Raw genomic sequence first — 18,749 nt, 5'->3', positions numbered from 1 at the left:
ATTGACGAATACGTAACAGTCAAAGGTCCCCGGACGACATGCGTCCAGGGCTTACCACAGCAACGGACGCCACCTTACCGGCGTACATGCCCCCCTAGGAACGACCAACCGGGGATGCCCCATATGAGAGGCATCCCCGGTCGGATGTTCAGGCCACCTATGTGTCCGAGTTGTCTCAGACCAGCTCGGTGACGGTGCCGCCCGCGGCGGCGATCTTCTCCTTGGCGGAGCCGGAGACGGCGTCAACCGAAACCTGCAGCGCCACGGAGATCTCGCCCTGTCCGAGGACCTTGACGAGGTGGTTGTTGCGCACCGCGCCCTTGGCGACCAGACCGGCCACCGTGACCTCTCCACCCTCGGGGTAGAGCGTCGCGAGCTTGTCCAGGTTCACGACCTGGTACTCGGTGCGGAACGGGTTCTTGAAGCCCTTGAGCTTCGGGAGACGCATGTGGAGGGGCATCTGCCCGCCCTCGAAGCGCTCCGGAACCTGGTAGCGGGCCTTGGTGCCCTTGGTGCCACGTCCGGCGGTCTTACCCTTGGACGCCTCGCCTCGACCCACACGGGTCTTGGCGGTCTTGGCGCCCGGGGCAGGCCGGAGGTCGTGGGCCTTCAGCGGCTGGTTCTCCGCCATGTCAGTCGACCTCCTCAACCGTCACGAGGTGGCGGACGGTGTTAGCCATTCCGCGGAACTCGGGGCGGTCCTCCTTGACAACCACGTCGTGCAGGCGCTTGAGCCCGAGCGAACGAAGGGTGTCGCGGTGGTTCTGCTTGCTGCCGATGTACGACTTGGTCTGCGTGATCTTGAGGCGCGCCATCACACACCCGCCGCTCGGGCACGGAGCAGAGCGGCCGGGGCCACGTCCTCAAGGGGCAGACCGCGGCGGGCCGCGATCTCCTCGGGACGCTGCAGGCCCTGGAGGGCCGCCACCGTCGCGTGCACGATGTTGATCGGGTTCGAGGAACCGAGCGACTTCGACAGGATGTCGTGAACGCCGGCGCACTCGAGAACGGCGCGCACGGGGCCACCCGCGATCACACCGGTACCGGGGGAAGCAGGCTTGAGCAGGACAACGCCCGCGGCCTTCTCGCCCTGGATCGGGTGCGGGATGGTGCCCTGGATACGCGGAACCTTGAAGAAGCTCTTCTTGGCCTCTTCAACGCCCTTGGCGATGGCCGCGGGAACTTCCTTGGCCTTGCCGTATCCGACACCGACGCTGCCGTCACCATCGCCCACCACGACCAGCGCGGTGAAGCTGAAGCGACGACCACCCTTCACGACCTTGGCGACACGGTTGATCGCGACGACACGCTCGACGTACGCGGTCTTCTCGGCGGCGCTGGCGCCGTCACGGCCCTTCCGGTCCCGCCGCTCGCCGCCACCGGCACCGCTTCCGCGGCGCTGGGGTCCAGCCATTGGAATTACCTCTCTCTGTTACGTCCGCTGTGCGTAGGAACCGGGGCTTAGAACTTCAGCCCGGCTTCACGGGCGGCGTCAGCCAGAGCGGCAATCCGCCCGGCGTACTGGTTGCCACCGCGGTCAAACACGACGGCCTCGACGCCTGCGGCCTTGGCGCGCTCGGCGACCAGGGCCCCGACCTGCTTGGCGAGGGCACTCTTGTCACCCTCGACGCCGCGGATGGAAGCGTCGAGCGTCGACGCCGACGCGAGCGTGTGGCCCGCGATGTCGTCGATGACCTGAGCGACCATGTGGCGGTTCGAACGCGTCACAACCAAGCGCGGACGCTCGGGCGAACCGGAGATGTGCTTCCGGACGCGGATGTGGCGGCGCTTGAGGGCGGCACGCTTGTAGGCGTCGCCCTTGGCGATCTTTACACCGTATGCCATGGCTTACTTACCCGCCTTTCCGACCTTGCGGCGGATAACCTCGCCGGCGTACTTGACGCCCTTGGCCTTGTACGGGTCGGGCTTCCGCAGCTTGCGGATCTTCGCCGAGACCTCGCCGACCTTCTGCTTGTCGATGCCCTCGACAGTGAACTTCGTGGGCGACTCGACCTTGAAGGTGATGCCTTCGGGGGCCTCGATGAGGATCGGGTGGCTGTAGCCCAGGGCGAACTCCAGGTTGGAGCCCTTCGCCTGGACGCGGTAACCGACACCGCTGATCTCGAGCGCCTTGATGTATCCCGTGGTCACGCCGGTGATCATGTTCGCCACCAGCGTGCGGGACAGGCCGTGGAGGGCCTTGTTCTGACGCTCGTCGTTCGGGCGGACGACGTTCAGGACGCCGTCCTCACCCTTGGTGACCTCGATCGGCGCGGCGACGGTGTGCGAGAGGGAACCCTTGGGGCCCTTCACCGCGACCGTGCGGCCATCGATGGTGACGTCCACACCGGCGGGAACCTGGATGGGGAGCTTGCCGATTCGCGACATGAGCTTTTCCTCCGTTCCCGACTACCAGACGTAGGCGAGGACTTCCCCACCTACGCCCTTCTTGCTGGCCTGCTGGCCGGTCAGGAGACCGTGGGACGTGGAGATGATCGCCACGCCCAGGCCGCCCAGAACCTTCGGCAGATTGGTGGACTTTGCGTATACACGCAGACCCGGCTTCGAAATACGCTTGATGCCGGCGATCGAACGCTCGCGGTTCGGACCGAACTTCAGGTCGAGAACGAGGCTCTTGCCGACCTCGGCGTCCTCGACCTTCCAGCCGGTGATGAAGCCCTCCTGCTGGAGGATCTCCGCGATGTGCGACTTGATCTTGCTGTGCGGCATCTTGACGTCGTCGTGATACGCCGAGTTCGCGTTACGCAGACGCGTGAGCATGTCTGCGATGGGATCAGTCATGGTCATGAGTTGGCCTTCGGCCTCTCTCGCCGGGGTTTCCTGTATGCGCCATCCCTCTCCCCACTCAGTGGCGGGACGGGTGCGGTGCGGGGACCTACGGCGTAGTAAGTCGGTCTAGGGCGGCAGGCGCCCAACCACACAAGCCTACGGCATGTGAGACCGGGCTCCTGCCGACCAGATACTTACCGAGAGCTTCCGGATAATCCCAACGCCCAAAGGGCGAAGGAGGATTACCAGGAGCTCTTGGTCACGCCCGGCAGCTCGCCACGGTGAGCCATCTCACGAAGGCACACGCGGCACAGGCCGAACTTGCGGTAGACGGAGTGGGGCCGGCCGCAGCGCTGGCAGCGGGTGTACCCGCGGACGCCGAACTTCGGCTTGCGGGCGGCCTTAGCGATCAGGGACTTCTTCGCCACGGTCAGTTCTCCTTGAACGGGAAGCCGAGGTGACGAAGGAGGGCACGACCCTCGTCGTCATTGGTCGCCGTGGTGACCACGGTGATGTCCATGCCCCGGACCCGGTCGATCTTGTCCTGGTCGATCTCGTGGAACATGACCTGCTCCGTGAGACCGAAGGTGTAGTTGCCACGGCCGTCGAACTGCTTCGGCGACAGGCCACGGAAGTCACGGATACGCGGCAGCGCGAGCGACAGCGTACGGTCCAGGAACTCCCACATGCGGTCACCGCGGAGGGTGACGTGGCAGCCGATCGGCTGCCCCTCGCGCAGCTTGAACTGCGCGATCGACTTGCGGGCCTTGGTGACGGCGGGCTTCTGGCCGGTGATCGTGGTGAGGTCGCGCACGGCGCCATCGATCAGCTTGGAGTCGCGGGCGGCGTCGCCCACACCCATGTTGACCACGATCTTGACCAGACCGGGGATCTGCATGACGTTCTCGTAGGAGAACTCCTCACGCAGCTTGCCGGCGATTTCCTCGCGGTAGCGCGTCTTGAGACGCGGCGCTGTGGTGGTAGTCATCAGATGTCCTCACCGGTGCGCTTGGCAACGCGGATCTTGTTGCCCTCGTCGTCAAAGCGGTAGCCGACGCGAGTAACGACCTTGTTGCCGTCCTTCTCAACAACCAGCTGCACGTTGCTGACGTGGACGGGGGCCTCGGTCGTCACAATGCCACCGGTCTGCGAACCGCGAGCGGTCTGACCGGCCTTCGTGTGCTTCTTGACCCGGTTGACACCCTCGACGAGGACGCGGTCCTGAGCAGGGTAGGCAACGATGACCTTGCCCTGCTTGCCCTTGTCCTTACCGGTGATGACCTGAACCAGGTCGCCCTTCTTGATCTTCATGCTTACAGCACCTCCGGCGCGAGCGAGATGATCTTCATGAACTTCTTCTCGCGCAGCTCACGGCCCACCGGGCCGAAGATACGGGTGCCGCGGGGGTCGCCGTCGTTCTTCAGAATGACGGCGGCGTTCTCGTCGAAGCGGATGTACGAGCCATCCTGACGACGACGCTCCTTGACGGTGCGAACGATGACGGCCTTGACGACGTCACCCTTCTTCACGTTGCCACCGGGGATCGCGTCCTTGACGGTGGCGACGATGACGTCACCGATGCCCGCGTAGCGGCGACCCGAGCCACCGAGAACACGGATGGTGAGAATTTCCTTCGCACCCGTGTTGTCGGCGACGCGCAGTCGCGACTCCTGCTGGATCACGTCTATCTCCTGATCGTCTGCCGGTTCCCGGCGGGGGCCGCTCCGTTACCGGAGCGAGCCCCCACCGAGCCTGGCGGAACCTGCCTGAGAGGAATGCCTCTCAGGAATTACTTGGCCTTCTCGAGGATCTCGACGACGCGCCACCGCTTCGTGGCGGACAGCGGCCGGGTCTCCATGAGGATGACACGGTCGCCGACGCCGGCGGCGTTCTGCTCGTCGTGAGCCTTGAGCTTGTTCGTACGGCGGATGACCTTGCCGTACAGCGCGTGCTTGACGCGGTCCTCGACAGCGACGACGACGGTCTTGTCCATCTTGTCGCTGACGACGAGACCCTCACGGGTCTTACGGAAACCGCGGTCAGTGTTGGTCTCAGTCACAGTCTTCTCGCTCATCAGACGCTCTCCACCGTCTCGATGCCGAGCTCGCGCTCACGCATCAGGGTGTAGATCCGGGCGATGTCCTTACGGACGGACTTGAGCCGGCCGTGGTTCTCGAGCTGTCCGGTCGCCGCCTGGAAGCGGAGGTTGAACAGCTCTTCCTTGGCCTCGCGGAGCTTGTTGAGGAGCTCCTCGTTGCCCAGCTCGCGCAGCTCGGACGTCTTGGTACCGGCCGACATCACGACTCACCTGCCTCGCGCCGAACAATCCGGCACTTCATCGGAAGCTTGTGAGCAGCGCGGGTGAGCGCCTCACGAGCAATCTTCTCGTTCGGGTAGGACAGCTCGAACATCACCCGGCCCGGCTTGACGTTCGCGATCCACCACTCGGGAGAACCCTTACCGGAACCCATGCGGGTCTCGGCAGGCTTCTTCGTCAGGGGGCGGTCCGGGTAGATGTTGATCCAGACCTTGCCGCCACGCTTGATGTGACGGGTCATCGCGATACGAGCGGACTCGATCTGACGGTTCGTCACGTACGCCGGGGTCAGCGCCTGGATGCCGTACTCGCCGAACGCAACCTGCGTGCCACCCTTGGACATGCCGCTGCGCTTCGGGTGGTGCTGCTTGCGGTGCTTGACCCTACGGGGGATCAGCATTTCGGTCAGGCCTCCGTTCCGGTGCTCTCAGCCGCCGGAGCAGCGGCGGGCGCCTCGGCCTTGGGGGCCTCGGCGGCCGGAGCCGACTGCTGCGGCTTGCGGCCGCGACCGCCACGCTCGCCACCGCGGCCACCGCGGCCGGCCGGACGGTCAGCGCCGCCACGGGCCGGGCGGTTGCCCGCACGGGCAGCAGCGTTCTCGGCGCGGACCTCGGCGATGTTCTTGACGTCGCCCTTGTAGATCCAGACCTTCACACCGATGCGGCCGAAGGTCGTCTTGGCCTCGAAGAAGCCGTAGTCGACGTTCGCACGGAGCGTGTGCAGGGGCACGCGGCCCTCGCGGTAGAACTCCGAGCGGGACATCTCGGCGCCGCCGAGACGACCGCCGCACTGGATCTTGATGCCCTTGGCGCCGGCCTTCATCGTGCTCTGCATGCTCTTGCGCATGGCACGACGGAAGGAGACGCGGGAGGAGAGCTGCTCGGCGACGGCCTGGGCCACCAGCTGAGCGTCCACCTCGGGGTTCTTGACCTCGAGGATGTTCAGCTGGACCTGCTTGCCGGTCAGCTTCTCCAGCTCGCCACGGATGCGATCGGCCTCGGCGCCGCGGCGGCCGATGACGATGCCCGGACGGGCGGTGTGGATGTCAACGCGGACGCGGTCGCGGGTGCGCTCGATCTCGACCTTCGAGATGCCGGCCCGCTCCATGCCCTTCGTCATCATGCGACGAATGGCGACGTCTTCCTTGACGTAGTCCTTGTACAGCTTGTCGGCGTACCAACGGGACTTGAAGTCCGTGGTAATGCCGAGCCGGAACCCATGCGGGTTAACCTTCTGGCCCATTACCGGGTTCCTTCCTTGCTGCTGACGACCACGGTGATGTGGCTGGTCCGCTTACGGATCCGGTAGGCACGGCCCTGAGCACGCGGACGGAACCGCTTCAGGGTCGGACCCTCGTCCACAAACGCCTCGCTGATGACCAGCGAAGAAGCGTCGGGGTGGTCGTAGTTGTGTGCAGCGTTGGCGATGGCGCTGTCAAGCACCTTGCCAACCGGCACGCTCGCGGCCTGCGGGGCGAAACGCAGGACCGCCTGAGCCTCCGTGGCATCCATGCCACGGATGAGGTCCACCACTCGGCGGGCCTTCATGGGCGTGACGCGGATGTACCGCGCCTGGGCCCTGGCTTCCATGGTTGTCCCTTCGGTGTGAGTCATAGTCGTTTCCACCCCGCGCTAGCGGCGCTTCGACTTCCGGTCGTCCTTGACGTGGCCGCGGAAGGTGCGAGTCGGCGAGAACTCGCCGAGCTTGTGGCCGACCATCGACTCGGTGACGAACACCGGGACGTGGATCTTGCCGTTGTGCACCGCGATGGTGTGACCCAGCATGGCCGGGATGATCATCGAGCGACGGGACCAGGTCTTGATGACGTTCTTGGTGCCGGCTTCGTTCTGTACGTCCACCTTCTTGACGAGGTGGCCGTCGACGAAGGGCCCCTTCTTGAGACTGCGCGGCATCTAAACCCGCTCCTAGCGCTTCTTGTTCGTCTTGCGGCGGCGGACGATGTACTTGCTCGATGCCTTCTTCGGCGAGCGAGTACGACCCTCCTTCTGACCCCACGGCGAGACCGGGTGACGTCCACCGGAGGTCTTGCCTTCACCACCACCGTGCGGGTGGTCGACCGGGTTCATCGCAACACCGCGGACGGACGGGCGAACGCCCTTCCAGCGCATGCGACCGGCCTTGCCCCAGTTGATGTTCGACTGCTCGGCGTTGCCGACCTCACCGATCGTGGCGCGGCAGCGGGCGTCGACCAGGCGGATCTCACCCGACGGCATACGAAGGTGGGCCATGGTGCCCTCCTTCGCCAGCAGCTGCACGGAGGCACCCGCGGAACGGGCGAACTTCGCGCCGCCGCCGGGCCGCAGCTCGATGGCGTGGATGGTCGTACCGACCGGGATGTTGCGCAGCGCCAGGTTGTTACCGGGCTTGATGTCGGCGGCCGGACCGTTCTCGACACGGTCGCCCTGTCCCAGGCCGCGCGGCGCGATGATGTAGCGCTTCTCGCCGTCGGCGTAGTGCAGGAGCGCGATGCGCGCGGTGCGGTTCGGGTCGTACTCGATGTGCGCGACCTTGGCCGGCACGCCGTCCTTGTCGTGACGACGGAAGTCGATCACGCGGTAGGCGCGCTTGTGGCCACCACCCTGGTGGCGAACGGTCACACGACCGGTGTTGTTACGGCCGCCCTTGCTGTGCAGGGGGCGGACCAGCGACTTCTCCGGCGTGGACCGCGTGATCTCGACAAAGTCGGCGACGCTGGAGCCACGACGGCCCGGGGTCGTCGGCTTGTACTTGCGGATACCCATTTCTCAGTCCTCGTCCGATTCCGGACGACTCGACCTCCGTTAGGAGGTCGGGCCGCCGAAGATGTCGATTCGGTCGCCCTCAGCGAGGGTCACGATGGCGCGCTTGGTGTCAGCGCGCTTGCCGAAACCGGTCTTGGTGCGCTTGCGCTTACCCTGCCGGTTGATCGTGTTGACCCCGGTGACCTTGACCGAGAAGACCGCTTCGACGGCCTGCTTGATCTGGGTCTTGTTGGAGCCGGGCGCGACGATGAACGTGTACTTGTTCTCGTCGAGCAGCGCGTAGCTCTTCTCCGAAACAACCGGCTTGACGAGAACGTCACGCGGGTCGGAGTAGGTCTTGCTGGTAACGGTCGCCTCGCTCATCAGGCGTCGCTCCCTTCGGTCTCAGCGGTCTGGGGGCCAGACACGAAGGACTCGAAAGCGGCCTGAGTGAAGACCACGTCGTCAGAGACGATCACGTCGTACGTGTTCAGCTGGCCCGGGTCCAGGATGTGCACCTGGGGCAGGTTGCGTGCGGAGAGCCACGCGGCCTCGTCGTTGCGGTCGACGACCAGGAGCACGTTCTTGCGCTCCGAGATCTTGCCGAACAGCGACTTCGCTGCCTTCGTGGAGACCGCGGCACCCTCGACCACGCCGGTGACGACGTGGATGCGGGAGTGGCGCGCCCGGTCGGAGAGGGCACCGCGCAGGGCGGCGGCCTTCATCTTCTTGGGGGTGCGCTGCGAGTAGTCACGCGGCTGCGGGCCGTGGACGACGCCACCGCCGACGAACTGCGGTGCGCGGGTCGAACCCTGGCGCGCGCGGCCGGTGCCCTTCTGGCGGTAAGGCTTGCGCCCACCACCGCGGACCTCGCCACGACGCTTGGTCTTGTGCGTGCCCTGACGGGCAGCTGCCAGCTGTGCGACAACGACCTGGTGGATCAGCGGAACGCTGGTCTTCGCGTCGAAGATCTCCGCGGGGAGCTCGACGGTACCGGCCTTGTCGCCTGCCGGCGAAAGGATGTCAATGGTGCTCATTACCTCAAGCCCCCTTGGCCGCGGTACGGACCAGGACGAGGCCGCCGTTCGGACCGGGGACCGCGCCCTTGATGAGCAGCAGACCCTTCTCCGCGTCAACCGCGTGGATGGTCAGGTTCTGGGTGGTGACGCGCTCGTTACCCATCCGACCGGCCATGCGCATGCCCTTGAAGACACGCCCAGGGGTGGCACAGCCACCGATCGAACCGGGGGAACGGTGCTTGCGCTGGACGCCGTGGCCGGCGCCGAGGCCCTTGAAGTTGTGACGCTTCATGACACCGGCGAAGCCCTTGCCCTTGCTCTTGCCCGTGACGTCGACCTTGACGCCGGACTCGAACACCTCGGCAGTGACCTCCTGGCCCAGCGTGTACTCGCTGGCGTCAGGGGTGCGGAGCTCCACCAGGTGGCGGCGCGGGGTGACGTCGGCCTTGGCGAAGTGACCCTTGAGGGGCTTGTTCACCTTGCGCGGGTCAATCTCGCCGAAGGCGATCTGGACCGACTCGTAGCCGTCGCTGTCGTTCGTACGGACCTGCGTCACGACGCACGGACCGGCCTTGACGACGGTCACCGGGACAACCCGGTTGTTCTCGTCCCAGACCTGGGTCATGCCGAGCTTCTCGCCCAGGACGCCCTTGATGTTCTTGCTCATCTCGGCCCGTCCCCTCAGAGCTTGATCTCGATGTCGACGCCCGCCGGCAGGTCGAGGCGCATCAGCGAGTCAACCGTCTTCGGCGTGGGGTCGAGAATGTCGATGAGGCGCTTGTGCGTGCGCATCTCGAAGTGCTCGCGCGAGTCCTTGTACTTGTGCGGCGACTTGATGACGCAGTACACGTTCTTCTCAGTGGGCAGCGGCACCGGGCCTGCGACCGACGCACCAGTGCGGGTCACCGTCTCGACGATCTTCTTCGCCGAGGAGTCGATGACCTCGTGGTCGTAGGCCTTGAGCCGGATGCGGATCTTCTGTCCCGCCATGGCTACTAGTAGTCCTGTCTCTCGTAACGCTCTGGAACCCGGGGTTCTGATTACTCCGCCTCCGACCCACGCGGTCGGGCGTGTCGCATCCCCTCTACGAAAATCTCCCGAAGAAGATCCCAACCAAGGGGGTGCGGGCCTGAGACCGCGGATGCCGGGGGAGGAACCCCACCGGGTGCCTGGCCGGTGGCACACATACGCTTCCCGAAAGATTCCCGTACGTCCGGCCCATAGGGCCGACGAGTACTGTGGGACTCGCTTCCGGTCCTCCCGGCGGGAGGCGCGCAGCATTGACACTCAACCGAGCAACCTGGTCAGTGTGCCATACGGGGTGTGAGCCTGGCCAATCGGCCGGGGATCTTACCCCCCGGGGATGAATGGTCAAACGCGGGCACGCCTCCATCACCCCCGCTCCCCTCCCCCGGCCGGGTTATTCGGTCGAGCGCCGCGGCCCCCCGCCCCTACAGTGACCGGCCGGGCCAGGCACGACACCGGGGGCGGGAATCCATGCGTACGCACTATCCGCGCACCCCGCATCTGCCCTGGTCACCGGGGGCCTCCTCGGACGACGTACGGCTCACCGGCCGCACGGACCTCGCCGGACTCACCGGCTCGGAGGTCGTGGTCACGGAGAAGATGGACGGCGAGAACACCACGCTCTACGCCGATGGGCTGCACGCCCGCTCGCTCGATTCGGCGCACCACCCCTCCCGGGCCCGGGTCAAGGCGCTCCAGGGACGCGTCGGCCCCCGCGTCCCGGCGGGATGGCGGATCTGCGGCGAGAACGTGTTCGCCCGCCACTCCATCCCCTACGACGACCTCGCGGGCCACTTCTACGGCTTCTCCGTCTGGGACGGGGACACCTGCCTGGGGTGGGACCGGACCGTGGCGTTCCTGCACGGCCTCGGCATCCCGACCCCGCCGGTGCTGTGGCGCGGGGTGTTCGACGCCCGTGCGGAACGGACCCTGCGCGCCCTGCGCCTGGACACCGGACGCCAGGAGGGTTACGTCGTCCGCCCCGCCGCGAGCTTCGGGGCCGCCGAGTTCGGGCGGCGGGTGGCCAAGTGGGTACGGCCGGGCCACGTCGTCACGGACACGCACTGGATGCACGCGGCGGTGGTGGAGAACGCGCTGGGCCCGTCCGCCGCCCTCTGGGACGTGCGCTCGGGCGCTCCGGTCGACCCGGTGGCGCTCACCGCCGCCGCCTCGGCCGGTGCCGGTGCCGGTGCCGGTGCCGCCGCCTCGGCCGGTGCCGGTGCCGGTGGCACACCCGACGGCCTCACGGCTGCGGACGCACCGGCCTGCCTCGCCGCGGCGGACGCACCCGCCGCCCTCGCGGCGGCCGACGCCCTGGACGCGCTGAGCCTTACCGGTGACGACCGGCTGTCCGGGGTGCTGGCCGCGCTGCTGCACCGCACCCGGCGGGCGGTCCTGGCCCCCGCGCTGGCCGGCCCGCTCGGCATGCCGCTCGCCCGCCGGGTCGCGGACCTGGTGGGGCTGGCCCCTTCGCTGCACCGCCCGTACCCGGACGAGGAGCGGCACGGCGGGCTGGCGCGGATGTCGCTCGCCGCCCGGCTGCCGGTGCTGCACGCGGTGGCCGGCGCCCTGGCCGTGAGCCCGGAGGCCCGAGAACAGGTGGAGTGGTCGCGGCTGCACGCCGAGGAGATACGTGAGCCGGACGGGCTCCGGGAGGCGTTCGCCGGTCTGGAGCCGGATGCCGCGGACCGCTGCCTGGCGCAGGCCCGTCAGGCGTACGCGCTGGGCCGGATCAGCACCGCGGAGGAGGCGGCGGCCGCGACCTGGCGGTGGCGGGACGGGGACTTCCCCCGCCTGGTCCACCTGGTCGGTCCGTCGGGCAGCGGCAAGAGCACCTTCGGCCGTGCCCTGCCGGGCACCGACACCTATATATCCCTCGACGACCTGCGCCTGACCCGCGGCTCTCGCGCCGACCAGAGCGCCAACGCGGACGTCCTGCGCGAGGGACTGCGGCGGCTGGACGCGGCCCTGGTCCCCGGCGCCACCGTGGTCTGGGACGCCACCTCGCTCAACCCGCACCAGCGCAGCCTGGTGCACGCGGCCGCCCGCCGCCGGGACGCGCTGCTCACCCACGCCGTGGCCTGGACCGGCGAGGCCGAGCTGACCGCGCGCAACGCCCGGCGTGCCCACCCGGTGCCCCCGGAGGTACTGGCCTCCCAGCTGCGCCGGTTCGTACCCCCGTACCCGGGCCAGGCGCACCGCACCTGGTACATCGGCAGCAGCACGACCGTGGAGGACCGGGCCTGATGCGCACCAGCGAGGAGATCTACCACCGGGTCCGCTGGGACCCCCGGTTCGACCCGGCCCGCTTCGTCCTGGGCGTCGCCCAGCGCGGCCGGGACCCCGAGCGGGTGCCGCTGGAGCGGTTCACCCCGGGCGGGGACATCCCCTGGCACCGGGTGCTGTTCTTCGAGGCGGACGGCGAGGTGGTGTGGGACCGGTCCACGGGCACCGACCGGATCGACGCGACGGACGCCGGCCGGACGCGCACTCGGCGCAGGCTCCCGTCCCCCTACTTCACGTCCCGGACCCCGCACGCGTACTCCCCTACTACGGAGACCTGGGAACCGGCACCTGCTACGAGCACCTGGGAACCGGCAGGGGCCGGGCGGGCGAGCCGGGCCGGTTCCGTGACCGTGCTGACCTGGAACACCCTCTGGGACCGGTACGACGCCGACCGGATCGACACGGCGCGCCGCCGCCCCCTGCTGCTCGACGCGCTGCACGCGGCGGACGCGGACGTCATCGCGCTCCAGGAGGCGGAGCCCGCGCTGCTGGAGCTGCTGCTGGGGACCGGCTGGGTGCGCGACGGATACACGCTCGCCACCGAACCGGCGGGCCGGGACGTGGCGGACTGCGGTCTGCTGCTGCTCAGCCGGCTCCCCGTGCGCGAGGCGGGGCTGCACGTCCTCGCCCCGCACAAGGCGGTGGCGGCGGCCGTGGTGGAGACGGCCGACGGCTGCCCGGTCACCGTGGCCGTGACCCACCTGAGCAGCGACCACTCCCCCGCGGGAGCCACCCGCCGCGACACCGAACTGGCCGATCTGGCAACGGGGTTGGCGGGTGTCGAGGGCGAGGTGCTGCTCCTCGGGGACTTCAACGACGGCGGCGACCGCCCGCAAACCCGGCTGGCGATGACGGACGCGTGGCACCAGGTCCACGGCGCCGCCGACGCAACCCCGACCTTCGACCCGTCCGCGAACCCCCTGGCGGCCGTCTCCTCCCTCTCCGGCCGTGCCTCCCGGCTGGACCGGGTGCTGCTGCGCACGGACCAGCTGCGGGCGCGGACGGCGGAGCTGACCGGCGAAGCGCCGGGCCCGGCGGGGCTCTGCATCTCCGACCACTACGGGGTACGGGTAGAGCTGGGCCCGCCCGTACCCGCGGCAACGGAAGGACTCGCGGAACGGGTCGCCGCCGCCCTCCCGGGCGCCCGGGTCCACCTCGTCGGCTCCCGGCGCATGGGCTGCGCGCTCCCGGACGCGGACCTGGACCTGGTGGCCGCGCTGCCCGGCGCGCCCGCCCCGGCGGAGCTGCGGCAACGGCTGGCCGCCGCGCTCCCGGAGGCGCGGGCCGTGCGCGAGGTGACGGGCGCCCGGGTGCCGGGGCTGCGCCTCCGCCTGGACGGGCTGAGCATCGACCTGATCACCGTGGCGACGGGGTCGCTCTCCCCGGCCGACGCGGTCGCCCACCGCGCGGAACTGGGCGAGGCGGCGGCGATCGCGCTGAGCGCGGTGAGCGACGCGGAGGCGGTGCTCGCGGCGGCGGAGCCCCACGGGGCGGCCTTCGAGGCCCTCGCCCGGAACGTCAAGGTCTGGGCGAGGGCCCGAGGCCTGGACTCCGCGCCCTGCGGCGGGCTGCCGGGCCTGGCCTGGACCGTCCTCGCGGCCCGTACCGCGCACGAGTCCGGCGACCTGCCACCGCTCCCGCTGCTCCGGCACTTCTTCGCGACCTGGGCGGCGTGGGACTGGGCCGAGCCGGTGGGCGGGGCTGCGGCGGCCGGTGACCCGGTCACGGTGCTGATCCCTACCGCTCCGGTACGTTCCTGCACCACGCAGGTCTCGGCCGCCGGCCGCGATCTCCTCGCAGCCGAGCTGTACCGCGCCTGGGAGATCCTGGAGTCGGCGGAGGACGGTGACGATCCCCGCCCCCTTCTCTCTGCCCCGCCCGTACTGCGGGACCGCCACACCTCCTGGGCCCTCGCCTCCGCACACCCCGGCCCGGACGAGGGCCGACTGCGCGGCCGCCTCCTCGCCCTGCGCACCGCCCTCGCCGAGGCGGGCGCCCCCGACTGCCGCGTCTGGCCGCACCCGGTCACGGCCGACGGCCGCACGGGGTACGCGATCGGCCTGGGCGCGACCCCGCCGGACGGGCCCCGGCTGGCGGAGATCGGGGCGGAGCTGCTGCGCGGAATCCGGGACGCGTCGCTGGCGCCGGTGGAGCTGTCAGCGCTGCGGTCGAGCGGGGACGCGGCGTTCGCGGACGGACCCGCCTGAAGAGCGGTGGCGCCCCCGCGCCGGGCCCGAGGCGGGCCTACGTAAGGGGAGTCAGCGCCCGGAGGCGTATGGAACGAAGCCCGCCCAAGCGCCCGCCGCGAAGGAGAGGCGTGGCCCCGGCAGGTTCTTGGAGTCGCGCACGTGCACCGTGCCGGGGGTGGCGGCGACCTCGACGCATTCGTTGCTGTTGCTGCTGTCGCTGTAGCTGCTCTTGAACCACTCCAGCCGGGAAGCTTCTCCGGCAGAGGTCTCGCTGATCATATCTCTCCCAGCAGTTGCTCGATGAAGGCAAGCGACTCCCGAGGCGTGAGAGCCTGAGCCCGGATGATGCCACACCGCAGCTCAACGATCCGGAGATGCTTCGGGTCCGAAACCGGGCGGCTGCCGAAGTCGCCTTCGGAGCGACCCACGGCCGAGCCATCCCTGAACTTCAACACCTGCATCTCGCCACCCATCCCCGCGTGATCGTCGCGACCGGTCGGCATCACCTGAATCTCGACGTTCCGCAACTGCCCCACTTCCAAGAGATGTTCGAACTGTCGACGCAGCACCGTTCTGCCCCCAAGGTGCCGTCGCAGTGTCACCTCCTCCTGGACGAAGCTGAGCTCCGGGCAGGGAGAGCGGTCAAAGATGGACTGCCGTGCCATGCGAGCGGCCACCAGACTCTCCACCTTGTCCAGCGAGAAGGCGGGCCTCCGCATCCCGAACAGCGCTCGCGCATACTCCTCGGTCTGCAACAGGCCATGGAGGTTGTGGCTCCCGTACGCAGAGAGTTCGACCGCCTGCGCCTCCATTTTCGCCAACTCCCGAATCTTCTTCGGGTACCGCACCTCCGCCAGATCCCGCTTCATCGCGGCGAGCTTGCCGCCCGCGCCCACCAGGTCGTCCGCCCGGTCCAGGAACTCGGGCCGGGGGATACGGCGCCCGCCCTCGACCTTGTAGACGAGGTTTTCCCCGTAACCGAGCGCCGCCCCGAACTCGGCGGCCCGCATCCCGGCCGCTTCCCGCCAGGCCTTGATCTGGCGTCCCACGGCGGCAACGACCGCGACGCCGGACTCGTCATCGGGATCGACGTCCCAACCCGGCTCGTCCGCCCCGCCGCCCTGCTCCGTACCGGTCCCGTCCACACTCATCCGTTGCCCCACTTCCGACGTGCGTGCCGTTCTCCCTCAACCGCCTCTGTTCCCCGCACGTCACTCCGGACAGCCGGGACAGCACTGGACAAGCCCGGGACAATCACCGTACGCAAAGGTTTCGTCACTGGGCAGAGTACGCAGGACCGGCCACGCTGAGTGACGTGAACCAGAAAACCGCCACCCCCCAACACCCCACCCACGAGCGCACGTTCACCGTGCGACTCTCCCCCACCCGCCGGGGCGCCAGGCTCGCCCGCCTCCTCGCCGTGGCCCACCTCGGGCTCTGGGGCCTGCCGTCCGAGTCGGCCGGGCAGATCGTCGCGGAGCTGGCCGCCAACGCCACGGTCCACGGCCGCGTGCCGGGCCGGGACTTCCAACTGAGCCTCGTCGTGGACACAGCCGACCGGCTGCGCATCGAGGTCACCGACACCCGGGGTGACCGCCTGCCCGTCGCGGCGATCCCGGAGCCGTACGCGGAGAGCGGGCGCGGTCTGCTCATCATCGAGGCCCTCGCCGATCGCTGGGGCATCGTCCTGGGCCCGGTCCCGCGCAAGACGGTCTGGGCGGAGCTCGACCTCGTACCGTGACCGAGCCCACCGGGTCGCGAGCGCCCACGACCCCATCGGCCACGACCCGGTGAACCGCGACGCGGCCGGCCACGACCTCTAAAGGCTTTTAAAGAACTCGGGAAAACAACCCATCCAAACCCCACCCGGCCCCGTCCTGAGCTGCGTCACTCACACGGGTGACATATGACAACTCGGCTGGATTTGGCCCGGGTTGGCTGGCATATGCTCGCCGCGACAACCACAGAACGAGACGGCCCCCGGCGAGACGCGAATCTCAGCCAGGGGCCTGCCCACGAGGAAGTAGACCCTTCCCCATGGATACCCAGCAGGTTATCGCGCCCCCGGGCGCCCCGCCCGGCTCCGCCGGCACCCGGCCCGACGTCACGCCGGCATCCGGCGTCGTCCACGTCAACACCCGCCACGTATCCGGCTTCACGGTCATCGGCAACCACCTCGCCCAGCACCACGAGTTGTCCCTCGTCGCGATCGGCCTCGCCGCGCACATCCAGTCGCTGCCCGCCGGGGCGAAGGCCGGCATCAAGGTCCTCACCGACCGCTTCCCGGAGAGCGAGGCCCGGATCACGGCCGCCCTGCACGAGCTGGAAGCGGAGGACTACCTGCACCGCAGCCGCGTTCGCCTCCCCAGCGGACGCATGGTCACGCGCACGGTCTCGTACAACCAGCCCGGCGCCAAGCCGTCCACGACGGCCGCTCCAGAACCCCGCCCCCGCCCCCGACCCCGCAAACCGCCGACGGCACCCGCCGCCCCACCACCACGCGAGGCCGCCACCCAGCCCACCCCGCCGCAAGGTCCTCGTCGTCCCGCTCCAGAACTGCGACACCTGCGAACGCGCCTTCCACGTCACAGAGCCAGGGCACTGCCGCGACTGCCGAACCGAAGATCCGGCCGCCCCGCACGGCGCCACCGCGTAACGCCCATTCACCCTCAACCCGGAACGGACCTGCATGGTCAGCTCACCCCACGAGGCGATGCACCGCATCTTCCAGGAGTACCCGGGCCTGTTCTCCCGCGTCTCCGAAGTGCTCGGCATCGACCTCCCACAGCCCATCTCGGCCACCGTCCTGCCGACCGACCTCACCGAGGCCAAACCCGTCGAACGCCGAGTCGACACCCTCCTGCGCATCGAGACAGAGAGCGACGGACCCTTTCTCCTCGCCATCGAGGCCCAGGGCAAGAAGGACCGGCGCAAGACGACCAGCTGGCCCTACTACGTCAGCTATCTGCACAACAGGTACGACGGGCTGCCCGTCCTCCTCCTGGTCGTCTGCCAGGACCACGCCACCGCCGAATGGGCCGCACGCCCCCTCACCATCGGCCTCCGCCAATGGCCGACCCTCACCCTCAACCCCCTCGTCGCGGGGCCGCACAACATGCCGGTCATCACCAACGTGGCCGAGGCGCGCAAGGACCTCGCACTCGCCACCCTCGCCGCCATCACGCACGCCGACAATCCGGACGTCGGTGCCATACTGAAAACGCTCTCCGCCGCGCTGCGCGAAGCACCGGAGGACGTCGCAGACCCCATCGTCGAACTCACCGCACAGGGCCTGGGCAACCGCCCGGCCGCACAACAGTGGAGGAACCTGGTGGCCGTGGATACCTCTTTCTACAAGTCCTTCATGTCAGAAGAAATCCGGGACGAAGGCCGCGCCCAAGGCATGGAAGAGGGCCTCCTCCTCATCCTCCAGGCACGCGGCATCGCCCTCACCGACGAGACCCGCGAAAAGATCACCAGCTGCACCGACCTCCCGCTCCTGCACCGGTGGCTCACCCGCGCCGCCACCGCAACCACCGCGGAGGACGTCTTCACCGAGGACCACTGACCCCGGCCCCACCTCGAACACCCAGGGCCCGCGTCCGCATACGCACGCTCGCCGGTCGGTCCCCGTCGGGGCCGGGGACCGACCGCCCTCATCCGGCTCAGGCCGCACGCCGCCAGATCTCGCTCCACCGCCCGGCCCGAGCCCGACAGACATTGCTGTTCGCCGCGGTCCGCTCCGCACCGAGACCCACCCCGTACCGCGCACACAGCCGGTGTACGAAGCGGGACGGGGTGCGTAGCGCAGTGGTTGTCGCGCCTTCACATCGTGGCGGAGGACACCGGTCCGAATCCGGTCCGCCCCGTCCCACCTGCGCTTCCGGCCCCCGCCTCTGGCACAATCCCGCCATGCATGTACGTACCACTCAAGCCTGGGCGCTGCGCCCCGCCACCCCCGAGGATCTTGAGGCCATAGCCGAGATCCGGGCGGTCGTGATGCGCCCGGATCTCGTCCGGCTGGGGCGCTACGACGAACACCGGGTGCGCCAGCGGCTGCGGGATTCCTACCTGCCGGAGTACACCTCGATCATCGTCGTGGACGGACGCTTCGGCGGCAGTGTCACCCTCCGGCCCGTCGAGGACGGCTGGTGCCTGGAGAACTTCTTCCTCGCCGAGGGCCTCCAGGGCGCGGGCATCGGCTCGGCGGTGCTGGGCGAGCTTCTGGCCACTACCGACGCCGAAGGGGTCACCGTCCGGCTCAACGTCCTCCAGGGCAGCGCGGCCCGGCGGCTGTACGAGCGGCACGGGTTCGTCCTGGAGCGCGAGGACCCGGTGGATGTCTTCATGATCCGCCACCCCGCGGTCACCGCCTGACGGC

The 18,749-nt window shown here is 68.9% G+C and carries 28 protein-coding genes and 1 tRNA gene; 6 read left to right on the top strand and 23 right to left on the bottom strand.

The window, feature by feature from the left end; all coding sequences use genetic code 11:
- Positions 1-175 precede the first annotated feature (175 nt).
- The 21 genes from rplO to rpsJ all read right to left on the bottom strand — a co-directional run bounded on the left by rplO (position 176) and on the right by rpsJ (position 9,857).
- Positions 176-631, bottom strand: coding sequence for a 50S ribosomal protein L15 (gene rplO, locus ACIP89_RS10545; RefSeq protein WP_073732675.1), 456 nt, complete (start codon positions 629-631; stop codon positions 176-178).
- A gap of 1 nt (position 632) precedes the next feature.
- Positions 633-815: a 50S ribosomal protein L30 gene (rpmD, locus tag ACIP89_RS10540; protein ID WP_024491595.1), complete on the bottom strand. Its 183-nt coding sequence runs from the start codon at positions 813-815 to the stop codon at positions 633-635.
- Positions 815-1,414 carry a 30S ribosomal protein S5 gene (rpsE, locus tag ACIP89_RS10535; RefSeq protein WP_024491594.1) on the bottom strand — a complete coding sequence of 200 codons (600 nt, stop codon included), beginning with the start codon at positions 1,412-1,414 and terminating at the stop codon, positions 815-817. Before rpsE ends, rpmD begins: the two co-directional genes overlap by 1 nt.
- A gap of 47 nt (positions 1,415-1,461) precedes the next feature.
- Positions 1,462-1,845 (bottom strand): 50S ribosomal protein L18, encoded by a 384-nt coding sequence (rplR, locus tag ACIP89_RS10530; RefSeq protein WP_024491593.1) that lies wholly within the window; start codon positions 1,843-1,845, stop codon positions 1,462-1,464.
- Between the two features lie 3 nt (positions 1,846-1,848).
- On the bottom strand, positions 1,849-2,388 hold the full coding sequence (rplF, locus tag ACIP89_RS10525) for a 50S ribosomal protein L6 (RefSeq protein ID WP_311303763.1): 540 nt from the start codon (positions 2,386-2,388) through the stop codon (positions 1,849-1,851).
- Between the two features lie 21 nt (positions 2,389-2,409).
- Positions 2,410-2,808 (bottom strand): 30S ribosomal protein S8, encoded by a 399-nt coding sequence (gene rpsH, locus ACIP89_RS10520; RefSeq protein ID WP_024491591.1) that lies wholly within the window; start codon positions 2,806-2,808, stop codon positions 2,410-2,412.
- Positions 2,809-3,032: 224 nt separating this feature from the next.
- Positions 3,033-3,218: a type Z 30S ribosomal protein S14 gene (locus ACIP89_RS10515; RefSeq protein ID WP_024491590.1), complete on the bottom strand. Its 186-nt coding sequence runs from the start codon at positions 3,216-3,218 to the stop codon at positions 3,033-3,035.
- Positions 3,219-3,220: 2 nt separating this feature from the next.
- Complete coding sequence (gene rplE / locus ACIP89_RS10510) at positions 3,221-3,778, bottom strand: 50S ribosomal protein L5 (RefSeq protein WP_018550615.1); 558 nt, start codon at positions 3,776-3,778, stop codon at positions 3,221-3,223.
- A complete protein-coding gene (rplX, locus tag ACIP89_RS10505; RefSeq protein ID WP_018550616.1) occupies positions 3,778-4,101 on the bottom strand; it encodes a 50S ribosomal protein L24 in 324 nt (107 codons plus the stop codon). Before rplX ends, rplE begins: the two co-directional genes overlap by 1 nt.
- A 2-nt stretch (positions 4,102-4,103) precedes the next feature.
- Positions 4,104-4,472, bottom strand: a complete 369-nt coding sequence (gene rplN, locus ACIP89_RS10500; RefSeq protein ID WP_003966950.1) for a 50S ribosomal protein L14 — start codon at positions 4,470-4,472, stop codon at positions 4,104-4,106.
- Between the two features lie 107 nt (positions 4,473-4,579).
- Positions 4,580-4,864, bottom strand: coding sequence for a 30S ribosomal protein S17 (gene rpsQ / locus ACIP89_RS10495; protein ID WP_024494977.1), 285 nt, complete (start codon positions 4,862-4,864; stop codon positions 4,580-4,582).
- Entirely contained in the window at positions 4,864-5,088 is a 225-nt protein-coding gene (gene rpmC / locus ACIP89_RS10490) for a 50S ribosomal protein L29 (protein ID WP_024494976.1), read from the bottom strand. The genes rpsQ and rpmC overlap by 1 nt, the downstream gene beginning before the upstream one ends.
- Complete coding sequence (gene rplP / locus ACIP89_RS10485; protein WP_003966953.1) at positions 5,088-5,507, bottom strand: 50S ribosomal protein L16; 420 nt, start codon at positions 5,505-5,507, stop codon at positions 5,088-5,090. Before rplP ends, rpmC begins: the two co-directional genes overlap by 1 nt.
- Before the next feature lie 5 nt (positions 5,508-5,512).
- Positions 5,513-6,349, bottom strand: a complete 837-nt coding sequence (rpsC, locus tag ACIP89_RS10480; protein WP_250968190.1) for a 30S ribosomal protein S3 — start codon at positions 6,347-6,349, stop codon at positions 5,513-5,515.
- Positions 6,349-6,696 carry a 50S ribosomal protein L22 gene (rplV, locus tag ACIP89_RS10475; RefSeq protein WP_073733141.1) on the bottom strand — a complete coding sequence of 116 codons (348 nt, stop codon included), beginning with the start codon at positions 6,694-6,696 and terminating at the stop codon, positions 6,349-6,351. Before rplV ends, rpsC begins: the two co-directional genes overlap by 1 nt.
- A gap of 42 nt (positions 6,697-6,738) precedes the next feature.
- Positions 6,739-7,020 carry a 30S ribosomal protein S19 gene (gene rpsS, locus ACIP89_RS10470; RefSeq protein WP_015610726.1) on the bottom strand — a complete coding sequence of 94 codons (282 nt, stop codon included), beginning with the start codon at positions 7,018-7,020 and terminating at the stop codon, positions 6,739-6,741.
- Positions 7,021-7,032: 12 nt separating this feature from the next.
- Positions 7,033-7,869, bottom strand: coding sequence for a 50S ribosomal protein L2 (gene rplB / locus ACIP89_RS10465; protein ID WP_024494973.1), 837 nt, complete (start codon positions 7,867-7,869; stop codon positions 7,033-7,035).
- A gap of 39 nt (positions 7,870-7,908) precedes the next feature.
- A complete protein-coding gene (gene rplW, locus ACIP89_RS10460) occupies positions 7,909-8,232 on the bottom strand; it encodes a 50S ribosomal protein L23 (RefSeq protein WP_014154589.1) in 324 nt (107 codons plus the stop codon).
- Positions 8,232-8,885 carry a 50S ribosomal protein L4 gene (gene rplD, locus ACIP89_RS10455; protein WP_073732676.1) on the bottom strand — a complete coding sequence of 218 codons (654 nt, stop codon included), beginning with the start codon at positions 8,883-8,885 and terminating at the stop codon, positions 8,232-8,234. The genes rplW and rplD overlap by 1 nt, the downstream gene beginning before the upstream one ends.
- 4 nt (positions 8,886-8,889) lie before the next feature.
- Positions 8,890-9,534, bottom strand: a complete 645-nt coding sequence (gene rplC / locus ACIP89_RS10450) for a 50S ribosomal protein L3 (RefSeq protein WP_014154591.1) — start codon at positions 9,532-9,534, stop codon at positions 8,890-8,892.
- A gap of 14 nt (positions 9,535-9,548) precedes the next feature.
- Positions 9,549-9,857: a 30S ribosomal protein S10 gene (gene rpsJ, locus ACIP89_RS10445; RefSeq protein ID WP_003948644.1), complete on the bottom strand. Its 309-nt coding sequence runs from the start codon at positions 9,855-9,857 to the stop codon at positions 9,549-9,551.
- A 507-nt stretch (positions 9,858-10,364) separates the two neighbouring features.
- Between rpsJ and ACIP89_RS10440 the strand changes: the two genes are divergently transcribed.
- On the top strand, positions 10,365-12,140 hold the full coding sequence (locus tag ACIP89_RS10440; protein ID WP_402114223.1) for an RNA ligase family protein: 1,776 nt from the start codon (positions 10,365-10,367) through the stop codon (positions 12,138-12,140).
- Positions 12,140-14,386 (top strand): poly(A) polymerase, encoded by a 2,247-nt coding sequence (locus ACIP89_RS10435; RefSeq protein ID WP_402114221.1) that lies wholly within the window; start codon positions 12,140-12,142, stop codon positions 14,384-14,386. The genes ACIP89_RS10440 and ACIP89_RS10435 overlap by 1 nt, the downstream gene beginning before the upstream one ends.
- 51 nt (positions 14,387-14,437) lie before the next feature.
- Here the strand turns inward: ACIP89_RS10435 and ACIP89_RS10430 are convergent, their stop codons facing one another.
- Together ACIP89_RS10430 and ACIP89_RS10425 are read right to left on the bottom strand one after the other, a co-directional pair.
- On the bottom strand, positions 14,438-14,647 hold the full coding sequence (locus ACIP89_RS10430; RefSeq protein ID WP_402114219.1) for a DUF397 domain-containing protein: 210 nt from the start codon (positions 14,645-14,647) through the stop codon (positions 14,438-14,440).
- Positions 14,644-15,519, bottom strand: a complete 876-nt coding sequence (locus ACIP89_RS10425; protein WP_402114217.1) for a helix-turn-helix domain-containing protein — start codon at positions 15,517-15,519, stop codon at positions 14,644-14,646. The genes ACIP89_RS10430 and ACIP89_RS10425 overlap by 4 nt, the downstream gene beginning before the upstream one ends.
- A gap of 164 nt (positions 15,520-15,683) precedes the next feature.
- Here ACIP89_RS10425 and ACIP89_RS10420 point away from each other — a divergent pair, with 164 nt between their 5' ends.
- From ACIP89_RS10420 to ACIP89_RS10405, 4 genes are all read left to right on the top strand, one after another.
- Positions 15,684-16,109, top strand: a complete 426-nt coding sequence (locus ACIP89_RS10420) for an ATP-binding protein (RefSeq protein ID WP_402114216.1) — start codon at positions 15,684-15,686, stop codon at positions 16,107-16,109.
- Positions 16,110-17,057: 948 nt separating this feature from the next.
- On the top strand, positions 17,058-17,936 hold the full coding sequence (locus tag ACIP89_RS10415) for a hypothetical protein (RefSeq protein ID WP_402114214.1): 879 nt from the start codon (positions 17,058-17,060) through the stop codon (positions 17,934-17,936).
- Positions 17,937-18,163: 227 nt separating this feature from the next.
- Positions 18,164-18,237 (top strand) — tRNA-OTHER (locus ACIP89_RS10410).
- 43 nt (positions 18,238-18,280) lie between these two features.
- Positions 18,281-18,745 carry a GNAT family N-acetyltransferase gene (locus ACIP89_RS10405; RefSeq protein ID WP_401923431.1) on the top strand — a complete coding sequence of 155 codons (465 nt, stop codon included), beginning with the start codon at positions 18,281-18,283 and terminating at the stop codon, positions 18,743-18,745.
- The last annotated feature ends 4 nt before the right edge of the window (positions 18,746-18,749 follow it).

The sequence above is a fragment of the Streptomyces sp. NPDC088730 genome (assembly GCF_044751215.1).
Classification (GTDB): Bacteria; Actinomycetota; Actinomycetes; order Streptomycetales; family Streptomycetaceae; genus Streptomyces.
This window is presented reverse-complemented; position numbering and strand designations above follow the sequence as displayed.